General features: G+C 50.2%; 12 protein-coding genes, 1 pseudogene and 2 riboswitches. Of the genes and pseudogenes, 3 read left to right on the top strand and 10 right to left on the bottom strand.

Annotated features, from left to right (window positions below; genetic code table 11):
- Nucleotides 1-80: 80 nt before the first annotated feature.
- Nucleotides 81-962: a DUF4183 domain-containing protein gene (locus KB559_RS19310; RefSeq protein ID WP_247681956.1), complete on the bottom strand. Its 882-nt coding sequence runs from the start codon at nt 960-962 to the stop codon at nt 81-83.
- A gap of 380 nt (nt 963-1,342) precedes the next feature.
- Here KB559_RS19310 and KB559_RS19305 point away from each other — a divergent pair, with 380 nt between their 5' ends.
- Nucleotides 1,343-1,756, top strand: a complete 414-nt coding sequence (locus tag KB559_RS19305) for a DUF4183 domain-containing protein (protein ID WP_211024073.1) — start codon at nt 1,343-1,345, stop codon at nt 1,754-1,756.
- A 139-nt stretch (nt 1,757-1,895) separates the two neighbouring features.
- The gene (locus tag KB559_RS19300; protein ID WP_211024071.1) at nt 1,896-2,981 is read left to right on the top strand and encodes a chymotrypsin family serine protease; all 1,086 of its coding nucleotides are present in this window, start codon (nt 1,896-1,898) and stop codon (nt 2,979-2,981) included.
- Nucleotides 2,982-3,071: 90 nt separating this feature from the next.
- On the opposite strand, the pseudogene rpoD reads toward KB559_RS19300, so the two are convergent.
- From rpoD to KB559_RS19285, 3 genes and pseudogenes are all read right to left on the bottom strand, one after another.
- Nucleotides 3,072-3,935: pseudogene (gene rpoD, locus KB559_RS19295) on the bottom strand (RNA polymerase sigma factor RpoD); the annotation flags it as partial.
- A 282-nt stretch (nt 3,936-4,217) separates the two neighbouring features.
- On the bottom strand, nt 4,218-4,868 hold the full coding sequence (locus KB559_RS19290) for a DsbA family oxidoreductase (RefSeq protein WP_211024067.1): 651 nt from the start codon (nt 4,866-4,868) through the stop codon (nt 4,218-4,220).
- Nucleotides 4,869-4,901: 33 nt separating this feature from the next.
- Nucleotides 4,902-5,057, bottom strand: coding sequence for a hypothetical protein (locus KB559_RS19285; RefSeq protein WP_211024065.1), 156 nt, complete (start codon nt 5,055-5,057; stop codon nt 4,902-4,904).
- A gap of 403 nt (nt 5,058-5,460) precedes the next feature.
- Between KB559_RS19285 and KB559_RS19280 the strand changes: the two genes are divergently transcribed.
- On the top strand, nt 5,461-6,381 hold the full coding sequence (locus KB559_RS19280) for a hypothetical protein (RefSeq protein WP_211024063.1): 921 nt from the start codon (nt 5,461-5,463) through the stop codon (nt 6,379-6,381).
- A 69-nt stretch (nt 6,382-6,450) separates the two neighbouring features.
- Here the strand turns inward: KB559_RS19280 and KB559_RS19275 are convergent, their stop codons facing one another.
- The 6 genes from KB559_RS19275 to KB559_RS19255 all read right to left on the bottom strand — a co-directional run bounded on the left by KB559_RS19275 (nt 6,451) and on the right by KB559_RS19255 (nt 13,778).
- The gene (locus KB559_RS19275) at nt 6,451-8,781 is read right to left on the bottom strand and encodes a histidine kinase (protein ID WP_211024167.1); all 2,331 of its coding nucleotides are present in this window, start codon (nt 8,779-8,781) and stop codon (nt 6,451-6,453) included.
- Nucleotides 8,782-8,800: 19 nt separating this feature from the next.
- Nucleotides 8,801-9,436, bottom strand: coding sequence for a potassium-transporting ATPase subunit KdpC (kdpC, locus tag KB559_RS19270; protein WP_211024061.1), 636 nt, complete (start codon nt 9,434-9,436; stop codon nt 8,801-8,803).
- Nucleotides 9,437-9,504: 68 nt separating this feature from the next.
- On the bottom strand, nt 9,505-11,535 hold the full coding sequence (gene kdpB, locus KB559_RS19265; protein WP_211024059.1) for a potassium-transporting ATPase subunit KdpB: 2,031 nt from the start codon (nt 11,533-11,535) through the stop codon (nt 9,505-9,507).
- A 19-nt stretch (nt 11,536-11,554) separates the two neighbouring features.
- Nucleotides 11,555-13,234 (bottom strand): potassium-transporting ATPase subunit KdpA, encoded by a 1,680-nt coding sequence (gene kdpA / locus KB559_RS19260; protein ID WP_211024057.1) that lies wholly within the window; start codon nt 13,232-13,234, stop codon nt 11,555-11,557.
- 26 nt (nt 13,235-13,260) lie between these two features.
- Nucleotides 13,261-13,338 (bottom strand): potassium-transporting ATPase subunit F, encoded by a 78-nt coding sequence (locus tag KB559_RS25605; protein WP_354006027.1) that lies wholly within the window; start codon nt 13,336-13,338, stop codon nt 13,261-13,263.
- A gap of 26 nt (nt 13,339-13,364) precedes the next feature.
- Nucleotides 13,365-13,778 carry a hypothetical protein gene (locus tag KB559_RS19255; protein WP_348772939.1) on the bottom strand — a complete coding sequence of 138 codons (414 nt, stop codon included), beginning with the start codon at nt 13,776-13,778 and terminating at the stop codon, nt 13,365-13,367.
- A gap of 170 nt (nt 13,779-13,948) precedes the next feature.
- A riboswitch (cyclic di-AMP (ydaO/yuaA leader) is annotated at nt 13,949-14,122 on the bottom strand.
- Between the two features lie 117 nt (nt 14,123-14,239).
- Nucleotides 14,240-14,478, bottom strand: a riboswitch (cyclic di-AMP (ydaO/yuaA leader).
- Nucleotides 14,479-14,503 lie beyond the last annotated feature (25 nt).

The following is a 14,503-nucleotide window of genomic DNA, read 5'->3' as shown; positions in this document are numbered from 1 at the left end:
TTCGATCCACCCAGCGGGACCGGAGCTCCCGATCCCGCCGATTTTGGGCGTACAACGCCGGTATGCGCCCATCGCAGAAACTATGCTGTTACCGGCTGCACATTCAGCTCCACATTCTCAATAATGATCGGAGTCCCTGCCAATATCATATCCAAGCCTAGGCGGAGCGTCAAAGCTGAAGGATCAATAGAATATAGCCTGCTCTCTTGCAGCATCCCATTCACAAACAAACGGGAATAACAATTAAATGACAAGCCTTCAATCGCCTCTACCGGTCCCCCAACATCGTTTGTAAATTGGCTGGCTTCAACGACCGTCAAAGCTGCTAATTCGGTATCGGGAATATAAAAATATCTGTAAACCCTCGGCACAATCATTATATCCGAGCTACCCGGCGGGCCTTGCGGGCCTCGGGGACCCTGAATCCCTTGTTCTCCTTGTAACCCTTGTTCTCCTTGTAACCCTTGCTCTCCTTGTAACCCTTGCTCTCCTCGTTCTCCTTGAGGTCCTTGCAATCCCTGCGGTCCCTGCAAGCCCTCCGGTCCAGGTGCCCCGCGTTCTCCTTGCGGTCCAACCGGACCCGGCATTCCTTGTTCTCCCCGTTGGCCCTTTACCCCTTGCTCTCCTCGTTCTCCTTGAGGTCCTTGCAATCCTTGCGGTCCCTGAGGTCCCTCCGCTCCAGGTGTACCTCGGTCTCCTTGCAGCCCCTGTAAACCCTGTGGTCCCGGAATTCCCTGTGGTCCCTGAGCGCCCTCAGGTCCAGGCGCACCGCGGTCTCCTTGCGGTCCAACCGGACCCGGAACTCCTTGTTCCCCCTTCATCCCCATCGGCCCCGTTGGTCTGGCGGGTCCTATAGGTCCGGCGGGGCCGCGTAGTCCATCTCTGCCTTTTCTCCCGGGCGGACCCGCAGCTCCAAACACTCTCCGCTGGATGGGCTTTCTCCGCTTTCTCTTACGCCCCAACGATCCCTTCCGGCCCGGTATTATCGAATGTTTTGCCTTACCTGGCGAATCCAATTGCCGCGATTTGCGTTTAAGCCTACCATGGCCGGGGCGAGCCCGCCAATTACATGGTTTGGGTGGAGGACATACGCAGGAACGACTTCTTTTCTTTTTATAGGAAAAGTGTCTTTTCCTCTTAAACAAAGGATCACCTCCCATTGTCCTAAAACCTTCAATATCATATGTCGATCTCCCGGCTATGAAATAGACGAACTGCCTGAAATCAGGAACATTTGACCTCAAGGAGGAAGAAACGCCGTTTCATCGAGAAAAACTGATCATTAACTGTTAAGGAATCGAGGATTGTCTCGATATCCTGCTGATTAGGAGGTGAAACCATAATGCCAGTAATCAAGCCTGTTTTCACTGCTGTTGCCAGTGCTCCGGTATCTACCGGCGGAGTAATCACCACTTCAATAACTCCGTCCATTACCCGCTATTTTGCAACGATAACGGCTGCTATGATCGGAGCAACCGACACTACAATTGCTGCCGCAAGCTTTACGGATGACGCGGATGCGGCCATCACAGCGTTGCCGGCTTTGGCTGCCAGCGATTATTTTAACGTTTATATTAACGGGGTTTTGCAGCAGGCGTCCTTATCGACGCTTTCCACCGCCAGTCTGGTATTGGACACGGTTGATTTGATCGAAGGAGTTCCGGTCCAACTGGAAATTGGAAGCTTTACGGGTGTAACTTCGGATATTACGACCCAGCCCGTCATATCGGCTCCCACCATCACGATCATCACCTGATTCTCCGATGAACATGGATCGACCCGGCCATTGGCCGGGTCACAATTCCATAATTGCTTCGAATCCAGAGCTGGAATCCGCCCAGTACTCTTGGCCTGTTGTGCATAGTATAGAGCAAATAAGAAGAAAAGGTGATGTAATGGCCAGTTTTCGTAAAGCTTATTTGCTTAAGCAGCGTTATTCCGCACGAATGCTAAGACAACGGGGAATTCATGGCGTCGGGGTCGGCTTTAAAGAGCCATCGAAACCGCATAAAGGAGCAGCCCTCATCGTATATGCGGACGCAATTTCCGCTGCGTCCGGCAAAAACAGGAAAGGCAAATCTAAGCCCAAGGCCCTCTCTCTACCCGCAAAACTGAAAGCCGAAATTCCGGTGCGCATTGTGAGATCAACCAAATTTCATAAAAACAGCTTGCTTCCATCACGCTTCCGGAGAAGAATTCGACCTGTCCCTGCCGGATACAGCGTGGGTACTCCTAATGTCTCGGGAACCGTAGGCTTGATTGTCAGCGACAAAAAAAAGCCCGGAAGCCGATTTATACTAAGCAACAACCATGTGCTGGTCAACGAAAATTCGAATCGTCCTTCCGCGACAATCCAGCCGGGCGGAGCTGACGGCGGTACCGTACCTCGGGACAAAATCGGAAGCGTGCAACGATTCGTCAAGCTTCACAAGAATAAGCCCAACTTCCTCGATGCGGCGCTCTCAAAGCCGCTGCGCCGCAACCTTCTATCCCCGTCTTATGCGGTTTACGGAAATGTACCTGGCTTCGTCCGCTCTTACGCCATTGGCGACAAGTTCAAAAAGGTCGGCCGGACAACAGGAGCCGTAACCGGAACTGTTGAATCGATTCACACGGATATTCAGGTCAACTATGGAGATTACGGTAATTTGGGAACGATCACTTTCAAGAACCAGAGCGTGATCCGGGGCAAGCGTCCGGTATCGCTCGGCGGAGATTCCGGTTCCGTTTGGCTGACACGCCGGGGCAATCTTGCCGCAGCCGTTAATTTCGCGGGTACGGAAGAAGGCCGTCTCTCCATCGCCTATCCCGTCGAATGGTTCATGAAGGTATTCGGTACCCGTGTCGCGCGCTCCGGTAGACGTTCGATCCTGGCACCGGCTAGAGGCGGTAAGCAAAAATACATGTGCGTTCGTCCGTTAGGTCGTAAAACGGAAAAAGCGCTGCGGCCAAAACAATGCCGTTTTGTATCCAAATCATAAAATAAAAAGAGGAAAGCCCCTTTTCCTAGCGGCTCAATCGGCCGGGTCAAGGAATGCTTTCCTCTTCATATGTGGTCGTACTTTACGCTTTTATTCCATAAAGTCCTTCAAACGCTTGCTGCGACTTGGATGTCTGAGCTTCCGCAACGCCTTGGCTTCGATTTGACGAATCCGTTCCCGGGTTACGCCAAACTCTTTACCCACTTCTTCCAAGGTCCGTGTTCTGCCGTCATCCATACCGAAACGCAGCCGGAGCACGTTTTCTTCCCGCTCGGTCAGCGTATCCAACACTTCTTCCAACTGTTCCTTCAAAAGTTCATAAGCGGCTGCCTCCGCCGGAGCCAGAGCGTCATGATCTTCGATAAAATCACCCAGATTGGAATCGTTCTCTTCACCGATCGGCGTTTCCAGGGAAACCGGTTCTTGGGCGATCTTCATAATCTCCCGAACTTTCTCAGGCGTAAGATCCATTTCCTTGGCGATTTCTTCCGGCGTCGGTTCCCGTCCGATCTCTTGCAGAAGCTGTCTGGATACACGAATCAGCTTATTAATGGTTTCCACCATATGCACCGGAATCCGGATCGTTCTCGCTTGGTCGGCGATCGCTCTTGTAATGGCTTGACGAATCCACCATGTCGCATAGGTGCTGAATTTGAAGCCTTTGGAATAGTCAAATTTCTCAACCGCTTTAATCAAGCCCATATTTCCTTCCTGAATCAAATCCAGGAAGACCATACCGCGCCCTACATAGCGCCGGGCAATACTCACGACCAGCCGCAGGTTCGCTTCAGCCAGACGACGCTTGGCCTCTTCGTCTCCCTGCTCGATGCGTTGAGCGAGTTGAATTTCCTCATCGGCGGACAAAAGAGGTACCCGTCCGATTTCCTTTAAATACATACGGACCGGATCATCGATTTTTACGCCTGGCGGCAGCGTAAGGTCATCTGTAAAATCAAGTTCACTGCGCTTTGTCAAATCCTCTGTCATGGCTCAGACCCCCACCCTAATAAATGGAAAAGAATAACAAGATTTTTCTCTAACAACGGTATACTCTATTTGACAAATTAGTGCTAATATGCTATTATATAAGCGATGTTGATTAAGTCAGCCCATTGATTTGACTATCCGTCATTTTAACATATTTATTATGGCTTTACAAGATCATTTTTTACTAATGGAAATGAACGCTGGTCTATAGAGATCAGCGTTTTTTTATTTTCTTCATATTATTCGGTATTAATCCTGCTGTTCCGTGCGCTTTTCCCACACTTGCTGCAGTGCTTTCTGGAAAACTTCCAACGGCTGAGCTCCAGATACCGCATATTTTTCGTCCAAGACAAAGAACGGCACCCCGCGGACCCCGATTTCTCCAGCCAACCGTTCATCTCTCCGAACTTCATCCGCAAAGGCGTCAGACGCCAATATATCGGCTGTTTCCTTTCCATCTAATCCAATTCCTTGGGCCAGAAAAATAAGTGTATCCATATCGCCGATATGTAGGGAATCCGTAAAATAAGCTTTAAATATCCGTTCGGACATCTCGGCCATTTTCCCTTGCTCCCCAGCATAATGAGTCAAGCGGTGAGCATCAAACGTATTCGTCGGAATCATAGTGTCGAACCGGTAAACCAGCCCCTCTTCCGAAGCTTGCCCCGCAACACGATCATTGGCTGCTTTCGCCTCATCCAACGACATCCCGTATTTTGCTGCCAAAATCTCCTGCATACTCGTCCTGATTTCCTTCGGAGAGGAAGGATCCAGCTCAAAGCTGCGAAACACGACTTCCACTTCATCTTTATGAGGGAATTGCTCCAGCGCTTTTTCGAATCTTCTTTTACCGATATAACAAAACGGACAAGCGTAATCCGACCAAATCTCCACCTTCATAACAAATTGCCTCCCATTTGCTTCTTAGCTGCCTCAGCGAATCAAGCCAAGCTCTTTGGCCTGTTCTTCTGTAAGTATAAATTGCTCCGTCTCCCAGATCTCATCATCTTTTGTAATTCCGAACATGCTCATCACTTGTTTCCATATGCCTTTTTCCAGAGCTTCATGCTGGGTGATCATAATTTTCATGGACCCATTGCCCCCTTTTCCGTTCGTCTTCCGCCTTATTCCCTGATTAACCGGATCATCGGATTTTGAAGCTAAAGAAGTTCTACGTACAATGAGGAGCAATTATTCCATAGCTTAAGTTACCCCGGATGAAAAAGTCCAATTACAATTGTGAATTAATCCATAAGACCTATGTCTGTATGTATCATTTATGACGAATATAATAACATACCCCTTTCTAAGGTCGCAAATCATTCCCGGATTTCCGGGACAAATTTCGGCTTAAATACGGGATAATACAATGCTATGCAGGAGGTTAGGCCTGGAATAACCCGATTATTAGAGAATCCTCTCATCATGTCTCTACGTTGCTCCTATCCCGCAATGAACGAACTTACTATTTCCATAAAGGAGTGTACTTCTCTTGAAAACAGGATCCTTCCTCCGCAGATTTACTTTGAGCATGGTATGTGCTCTGATGATTTCGTCTTTCGGCTATGCGATGAAACCGGCTTTGGCAGAACCTGAGACGGGTACTCTGACTAAGACGACCTGGCTGTGGCATACTCAGCTTATTCAAACTTCGCCAGCCGAACTTCTTGAATTTTCCGAATCCCAAGGAATCGATATTATTTATCTTCAAATAAGCACCAAAGTGCAACCTGCTTCCTACAAGAGCTTCATCCGTCAGGCTGGCGAGAAAGGAATCGAGGTCCATGCGCTGAACGGTGCCCCGGACTGGGCCCTTGCTACTAGCAAACCCAAACTGGATGCTTTTATAAAATGGATTAACGACTACCAGGCCACAGCTGCCCCCAATGAAAAGTTAAAAGGCATTCACGTCGATATCGAGCCGTACCTGCTTCCGCAATGGAAGACCGACTGGGCTTCCCTGGTCGGGCAATGGCAGAAAAATGTCGACGATCTCGTAGAACAGGCGAAAGCGGCAGAATTGCCTCTTTCCGCAGCGTTGCCTTTCTGGCTGGACAATGACAATTACAAGGTTCCGGACAGCGATCAAACCTTAAGTTCCTGGATGATTTCCCGCTTTGAATCCGTTACGCTGATGTCTTACCGCGACAATGCCAGCGCCATTTATAATACGGCCAAGGGCGAGCTTTTAGAAGGAGAGCGGCTGAACAAAAAGGTGTACACCGGTGTGGAAACAAAGCCCTCATCTGAAGGCAATTTCATTACTTTCTATGAGGAAGGTAACGGCGTTCTGAATGAACAAATGCTTGAGCTTGAGAAGTTAGCCTCTACTCATTCGTCCTTTGGCGGAATAGCCGTGCATGACCTGGTCGGATGGATGGACCTGGTTCAACGGGACAAGCCAATAAATTAAAAACATTAACCCCGGTCAGAATCCGTAAATATCGGATATGGCCGGGGTTTTGTATTTCATTAGGCCAGCCTATTTATTCCCTGACACAATCAGTACATCACGGGCCGTTGATTTTCGAATAACGCCGAGTCCAATAGCGGGACTGATACTCAAACATCTCTGCCAACGTCTGCGCGTCTGCCCCATTATAATCTGAGTAGCCCCTAGTTTGTCTGCTTTCGATAAAAGCGTATCGGCTATCCTGCAACGCCGAGGGCTGGTCAACAGATCAAATGTCCCTCCAAGCCGTTGCGTTAATCTTTTTATTTGTAACAATTCCTGATCTTCTTGTAGGGAAGCCTGTTTACGTATATCCACAAACGTGACATGCCATTCCGCCTTCAAGCGGTAAGCAAGCCTGAATCCATGCCGAATAATCCTCTCGGCATTCGGGCCTTTGTCTACGCAGACGAAGATCAATTCTTTTCTTCGCCAAGGACCGCGGAGCGAATTTCCGCGATCCCAGGACTCCAGCCTTTCGTCGACATCATCGGCGATCTCCCGCAACGCCAATTCACGCAGAGCGATTAAATTCCCGATCTTAAAGAAGGACTGCAATGCTTGATCTACCTTGGAAGAAGCATAAATCTTGCCTTCTCTTAATCGCTGTTGGAGCATCTGCGGAGTCACATCAATCAATTCCACTTCATCGGCCTTCCGAAGTAAATCATCGGGTACGGTTTCCCTTACCCGTACCCCTGTCACCTGCTCTACCGCATCGTTCAGGCTCTCCAGATGCTGCACATTTACCGTGGTAATGACGGATATACCAGCATCCAAAATTCGAAGAATATCCTCGTACCTTTTCACGTGCAGGCTTCCGGGGATGTTCGTATGGGCCAGCTCGTCAATTAAAACGACCTCGGGGTAGCGGCTTAGCACAGCTTCCGTATCCATATCTTCCAACTGTGATCCCCGGTAAACCGCCTTGCGCCGTGGAATGATCTCCAAACCACCAAGCTGTGCGATCGTTTCGCGCCTCCCATGCGTTTCAAGCAGCCCAACGACAACATCGACCCCACTGCTTCTCAGCAGGTTTCCTTCCCGAAGCATGGTATAGGTTTTACCGACACCTGGCGAAGCTCCAATATACACCTTGAACGTCCCCCGGTTAAGCCGTATCTTCTGCTGCTCCGCTTCTTCGGGAGTTTGCCTGCGGAATGTTTTAGCAATTGCACCCGGGAGACCTTGTTCGTACTCATGATGTTTTATCGGCATAATACGCTCCCCTTCTGTATCCGCCCGGTCGGCCATTAGGAACAAATCGGTATGCGTCAGCTTTCGCAGCAATCCATGGATGACGGAGCCTTTAAGGATTTCCTGAATCCGGCTCTGTTTGGAATGCCCCATTACAATCCTCGTAGCCCCAAGCCTGGTTGACAGTTCCCGCAGTTTAACCGGCAAAAGCCGGCGGCCCGGCAAAGGCCACTCCGTAAACTGGGCGCCAATCTTACTACAGAGTTTAACAATCGAGCGTTTAAAAGCCTCCTGCTCCTTCGTAAGCTTGATTCCTGGCTTCACGAAACTGGCCACAATCAAATCACCGTTCAGACGTTTAGCAATCTGTTGTCCTCGGCGAATATAGATTGAAGCGTTCCAGTGATATTGCACCGAAACGAGAATCCGTTCCGAGGCCCCGGAAGGGCCCGACAGTCCTTCTGTTTCACGATGGCGGTTCAACAACTCATTCACGCCTTCGGCTACTAACCGCAGCGATAATTCGCGCAATACCGCCAGATTGTCGCGGCGGCAAATCGATGGATGTACCTTTTTTCCGAGCAATCCCGCTTCGATCCGTTTCATCACCGTTTCCGGCGCAACATCGATCAACCGGACTTCATCCGCCAGATCCAGTGTCCCCGGCGGGATAGTCTCTTCTGCCTGAATACCGGTTCGCTGTAAGGCAATCTCATCCGCTCCTGCCAGCTCATATGCATTGATCGTGGTAATCACGCTGATTCCTTGTTTGAGCAGAAACAGGATGTCCTCAAGCCGGGTGTTGAATTTAGCCCCAGGCCGGTTGCGATGTGCCAGATGATCGACTAGTACCACCTCCGGATTCCGCTTAACAAGCTCCTCCACTGGCAAATCCTTTTTTTCCTCACCATTCTTCATCCAATGGATACTTGGAATCCGGTCCAATCCGGCAAGTTGCTCTACTGTCTCGGGTCGTTGCAGTGTCGTCACCGCACAGATCACGACATCGATACCCCGCTCCTTTAACTGCTGACCCTCCCTAAGCATTTGGTAGGTCTTTCCCGTACCGCTGGCGGCTCCAATCAATATTTTGAATTTTCCATGCTTTAGCCGCTCGATCGATTCCAGCAGCTCTTCCGGCGTTTTTCTGCGAAAGGTCGTCATCGCTGGCATTTCGCTCCTATCATCGGCTCATTCCGGCCATTTCCTTTTGTAAGGCCAAATTCAGCTTAAGCACGTTTACTCTCGGTTCGCCGAATATCCCCAGATCCCTACCTTGTGAAGCCTCTTTGATAAGATTTCGTAACTTCTCTTCCGAAACTCCGGACAACTTGCTTACACGAGAAATTTGAACTTCTGCGGCTTTATTCGTGATATGCGGGTCCAGCCCTGACCCGGAGTTCGTAATTAAATCAATAGGGACCAAGTTTACCGGTATATCCGGATTATTCATGGACCAATCGTTCAACGAGGCCTGCATCCGCTTCATCAATTCAGGATTCGAGGGTGCATAATTGTTAGAACCCGAACCTTCGGCATTGTATTCGATACTCGACACACGGCCTTGGAACCATTGAGGGTCCGTATAGGATTGGCCAATTAACTCGGAGCCGATAACGATTCCTTCACTATTCTTCAACTGACTTCCGTTAGCCTGATGAGGGAACAACAGCTGAGCTAAACCTGTGCTTGCCAGCGGGTAAAGAACGCCGCAAATAACGATCAAAATAAGACTGAACCGCAAGGCGGCCCAAAAAGTAGTTCCGAATGAAGCTGTCAATGAAGCGCTCTTGGTATCTTGAGTTTGGATATGATTCATGAAGGAAAACTCCCTTTCCACTTTTTAAGGGGATCCGGTTTGCCGAAGCAAACCGGTCTGCATATTTGTTAAATCCACAAATGAACCACCAGGTCAATCAACTTGATGCCGATAAACGGGGCTATGACACCACCGACTCCATAGATCAGCAAATTTTTGGAGAGCAGTCGCTGGGAGCTCATCGGTTTATAGGCGACGCCGCGCATCGAGAGCGGTATCAACAACGGGATAATAACCGCATTGAAAATCAAGGCCGACAACACTGCGGATAACGGGGAGCCGAGCCCCATGACATTCAGGGTATTCATTTGCGGTACAGCCAGCATGAACATTGCCGGAATAATGGCAAAATACTTGGCAATATCATTTGCGATACTGAACGTGGTTAGCGCACCGCGGGTCATCAGCAGCTGTTTGCCGATGGCGACCACTTCGATGATCTTGGACGGGTCGGAATCGAGATCGACCATATTGGCCGCTTCCTTCGCAGACACCGTACCGCTGTTCATCGCCAGGCCGACGTCCGCTTGGGCCAGCGCCGGAGCATCATTCGTGCCGTCCCCGGTCATGGCGACGAGTTTGCCTTGCGCCTGTTCACGGCGGATCACCGCAATTTTGTCCTCGGGCTTACTCTCGGCTATAAAATCGTCGACCCCGGCTTCACGGGCGATCGTTGCCGCCGTCAGCGGATTGTCCCCTGTACACATGATTGTTTTTATGCCCATCTTCCGCAGTTGATCAAAGCGTTCCTTCATTCCCGGTTTCACCGTGTCCTTCAAATAAATAATCCCGTAAATCCGGCCGTCTACGGCAACGGCAAGCGGAGTTCCGCCTTCTGTCGCAACGTGTTGGCTCTTCTGTTCCAAATCGCCCGGGATGGTTCCGCCTTGTGCTTGAACCCATTCGCGCACGGCATCTACCGCTCCCTTACGGATTTTGCGGCCATCTTTCAAGTCGATGCCGCTCATCCGCGTCTCCGCCTTGAACTCCACAATTTCTCCGCCCTCAGCCATTTCCGCGTCAAATGTAAATCCGCGCACCTTCGTAAACTCGATGACGGAACGGCCTTCCGGCGTCTCATCCCGGAGGGACGCTATCGCCGCCCAAGCGGCAAGCTCGCTCTCTTGTTCCCCTTGCGCAGGAAGGAACTCCGATGCCATACGGTTCCCGTACGTGATCGTTCCGGTCTTATCCAGGATCATCGTATTGATATCCCCTGCCGCTTCCACCGCTTTACCTGACATCGCCAACACATTGAACCGGGTGACCCGGTCCATGCCTGCGATGCCGATGGCGGACAGCAGGCCGCCGATGGTCGTCGGTATGAGACAAACGAGCAAAGACACGAGGACGGGAATTTCAAGCTGAATATTTATAAAGTCAGCGATCGGCTTTAACGTGACAACCACGATCAAGAAGATCAGTGTCAGTACGGTAAGCAACGTGCTCAGAGCAATTTCGTTCGGCGTCTTTTGCCGTTTCGCGCCTTCGACCAGCGAGATCATACGATCGATGAACGATTCTCCGGGATCGCTGGTGATCCGCACGACGATGCGATCGCTCACGACCAGCGTGCCGCCTGTCACCGAACTGAAGTCACCGCCAGCTTCCTTGATGACCGGGGCGGATTCCCCGGTGATCGCAGACTCATCCACAGAGGCTAGCCCTTCGATAATTTCTCCGTCGCCGGGAATCATCTCGCCTTGTTCAACAACGACGATGTCCCCCTTGCGTAAGTCCGTAGATGACACTTCGCGAAGCGCTCCGCCTACAAGCTTATTTGCAGTTACCTCTTGCTTCGTCTTTTTCAGCGAATCAGCCTGCGCTTTCCCCCGCCCTTCAGCCAAAGCTTCGGCAAAGTTAGCAAACAGCACCGTGAAGAGCAGAATCAGGAATACCGATAAATTAAAACCGAATCCATTGCCGGAACCGGACAGGTTCGGAAACAGCAGAAGGAGCATTACGATGGCCATTCCGATTTCGACCACGAACATGACCGGGTTTTTCATCATTGTGGCCGGATTCAACTTGACCAGGCTTTCCACCGCAGCCTTACGTATAATCGGGCCAGTAAGCATTGTTTTACGACTGTTCGACATCCATTAACCCCTCTTTCGCTTATCCTAAAGTTAAAAACTCGGCAACCGGGCCCATAGCAATGACCGGTAAAAACGTGAGCGCACCGATAAGGAGCACCGTTCCGATCAATATGCCGACGAACAGGCGGTTGTCGGTACGCAAGGTACCGATCGTTTCCGGAATCGGCTCCTTGGCCATTAGTGAACCCGCAACGCCCAACAAGGCTATGATGGAAACATAACGCCCAAACAGCATGACCAACCCGGTCATAATGTTCCAGAACGGCGTATTGTCCGCCAGCCCTTCAAAGCCGGACCCGTTATTTGCGGCAGAGGAGGTGTATTCATACAGCACCTGGGATAAACCATGGAAACCGGGGTTCGTGATTGCACTGTGCCCCAGATCCGTCATAAAACTGATTGCAGTCGGCACAAGAATGATAAACGGATGCGCCAAAATCGCGATGGCGATCAGCTTCATTTCCTTGGCCTCGATTTTGCGGCCCAGAAATTCCGGCGTCCGGCCGACCATCAGCCCGCAAATAAACACTCCTAGAATGGCGTACATCATCATGTTCATAAGGCCGACGCCTTTTCCGCCGAATACGACGTTCAGCATCATTTGTACCAGCGGAACCATCCCGCCGAGCGGCGTCAGAGTATCATGCATATTGTTGACGCTCCCTGTCGTAGCGGCCGTCGTTACAGTGGTAAACAGCGTGGATCCGGCGATCCCGAAGCGAACTTCCTTCCCTTCCATGCTTCCTTGCGCAGCGTCGATACCCAGTGCGTTGATTGCCGGGTTACCCGCTTTTTCCGAGAAATAGACGGTGGATAAAAAGACGAGAAATAGAATCATCATGGCGGAGAAAATGACCCAGCCTTGTTTCTTATTCTTGGCGAACAACCCGAATGTGTATGGCAACGCGGCACCAATCATCCACATCGACCACATTTCCACGGCGTTACTCAAACCGTTCGGATTCTCAAACGGATGTGCGGAGTTTACTCCGAAAAATCCCCCGCCGTTCGTCCCCAAATGCTTGATCGACTCGAGCGAGGCGACGGGCCCCATCGAAATTCGCTGTAACGCGCCATCCAGCGTATGAACCGTCAAGGTCGGATCCAACGTCTGTGGAACCTGCAGTGCCACGAGAATTAGGGTAACGAGCAAAGCTGCCGGTAGAAATACCCGGACATGGGCTTTTGTAAAATCTTCAAAGAAGTTTCCGAGCGTTTGCCCTCTCTGCGTCAAACCGCGGATAAATGATATTGCTACGCACAGACCGCTGGCGGCCGAAGTAAACATCATCATCGTAATGACGGCCATTTGTGAGAAATAGGATAGAGCAGACTCCCCGCTATAATGCTGTAGGTTCGTATTGGTCATAAAGCTGATGACCGTATTGAATGAAAGCGACGATTCCATGTTTCCCATCCCATTAGGATTCAAAGGAAGAAACTGCTGAATCCGCAGAACCAAATAGCTTACTCCCACCAGAACGGCGTTCGTCACAATCATGCTAAAGGCGTATTTTTTCCAGCTCATGCCTTCACGGCGTTTGAAACCGACCAGCTTATAGATCAGTCTTTCGAAACCTCCGAATATGTTGTCGGTACGGTTCGATTCCCCGGAAAACACATGGTATAAATAAGTGCCCAGCGGTTTCACCAGTACAATGATGACGCCGATCACAACTAACATTTGCACTAAATCCATTGGGATCCCCCTCAAAAGTAGGCTTTTTAAAATTTCTCAGGATGAATCAAGGCATAGATCAAATAAAGAAATACGAACAGGACGACCAACCCGATCCCTATCATGGCGTATCCCCCTCCTTTAATTCCTGTTAATCCCCGGTTTCCGGAATGCCGTTTGCTAAAAATCCGACCTCGCAGGAACCGGAATGAATCACATAAGTCGCTCCAAGGCCCTTGTAAATCATTCTCGGATGCCGCTCCGGCGTAATCACGATTATTGGACTCGATGTCCATTGACGGCATAACTGCAAATATCGACATGTTAAAGTTAGCGTAGTTTCAAAAATAAAGACCCTCCCGATCCGAAATTCGGGAATCCTCCAAGTTTTCTCATCCTCCGTCTTCACCCGGATCACTTGAACCGTCCCCAATTTACGAGCCCGTTTCTCCTCAGTTTTGTTGTTCACGAGAACCGCAACATTCCGCCGCTTAGACAACAGCAGCCGTACAAAATTCAGCCCTGCCTGATTTGGCGCAGCAATGAGGATACAATCTTCCTCCACCTTTGTTTCCTCCCTCAGATAATAGCAAGACCTAAAGCCCCTCCTGGTGAGGTAGACTTTACTAGTAAGCTCATTCCAGTACTTTGCACAGCAAAAAAGCCGCAGGAAAGGAAGGAACCTTTCCGCAGCTTCTGGCATGGTGTTCATAACCATGGTGGGCTTATGGCGGTTGCCTCTCCCAATTACGCTTACGAGGTTAGCTGTCGGATTCGGGCGCGAGAGTCGCCCTACGCTGGAAATTAAGGATATTTCCGGCGATTCACCCCATGAAACGTTCCGATCCCAGATCGGCGTTTCGTTGGTTCCCCCGCTTCTGCGTTCGCAGAATTCAGCGAAAAAGACATTATTATTCATTTCGATTTTTCATAACAATTTCAGTCAATTTTTCAGTTTAGGCAATAAAAAACCACAGAGGCACCTTGGCGCTCTGTGGCCTACTCATACGGCTGACAGTTCACCCATCCTCTCTTCATCCACGCTTACGAAGTTAGCTGTCGGATTCGGGCGGTGAGAGTCGCCCTACCCGAACGGAATCCATGGTTTCCGTCCGGGATTCACCCCTGTCCGTTTGCGGTCTTTAACTCTCACATTAAAGACCGCAAACGAACGAAACGGCTTCTTGGCCTTGGAGCCAAGATAGATGCGCCGCAATTTGGTTCCCCCGTTTTCCCGTTTCCGGGAAATTCAGCGATCGACAAATGGTATGATATTTGTTTCATGGATTG

Source organism: Paenibacillus sp. Marseille-P2973, from assembly GCF_018101095.1.
Lineage (GTDB): Bacteria > Bacillota > Bacilli > Paenibacillales > Paenibacillaceae > Fontibacillus > Fontibacillus vini.
Note: the sequence above shows the minus strand (reverse complement) of the source record. Positions and strands in the feature narration are given on the sequence as shown.

Excerpts from the sequence above, each read along its gene's own strand:
- KB559_RS19305 (WP_211024073.1), top strand. The coding sequence starts at position 1,343 with ATGCCAGTAATCAAGCCTGTTTTCACTGCTGTTGCCAGTGCTCCGGTA.
- KB559_RS19300 (WP_211024071.1), top strand. The coding sequence starts at position 1,896 with ATGGCCAGTTTTCGTAAAGCTTATTTGCTTAAGCAGCGTTATTCCGCA.
- KB559_RS19290 (WP_211024067.1), bottom strand. The coding sequence starts at position 4,868 with ATGAAGGTGGAGATTTGGTCGGATTACGCTTGTCCGTTTTGTTATATC.
- KB559_RS19285 (WP_211024065.1), bottom strand. The coding sequence starts at position 5,057 with ATGAAAATTATGATCACCCAGCATGAAGCTCTGGAAAAAGGCATATGG.
- KB559_RS19275 (WP_211024167.1), bottom strand. The coding sequence starts at position 8,781 with ATGACGACCTTTCGCAGAAAAACGCCGGAAGAGCTGCTGGAATCGATC.
- kdpC (WP_211024061.1), bottom strand. The coding sequence starts at position 9,436 with ATGAATCATATCCAAACTCAAGATACCAAGAGCGCTTCATTGACAGCT.
- kdpB (WP_211024059.1), bottom strand. The coding sequence starts at position 11,535 with ATGTCGAACAGTCGTAAAACAATGCTTACTGGCCCGATTATACGTAAG.
- kdpA (WP_211024057.1), bottom strand. The coding sequence starts at position 13,234 with ATGGATTTAGTGCAAATGTTAGTTGTGATCGGCGTCATCATTGTACTG.
- KB559_RS25605 (WP_354006027.1), bottom strand. The coding sequence starts at position 13,338 with ATGATAGGGATCGGGTTGGTCGTCCTGTTCGTATTTCTTTATTTGATC.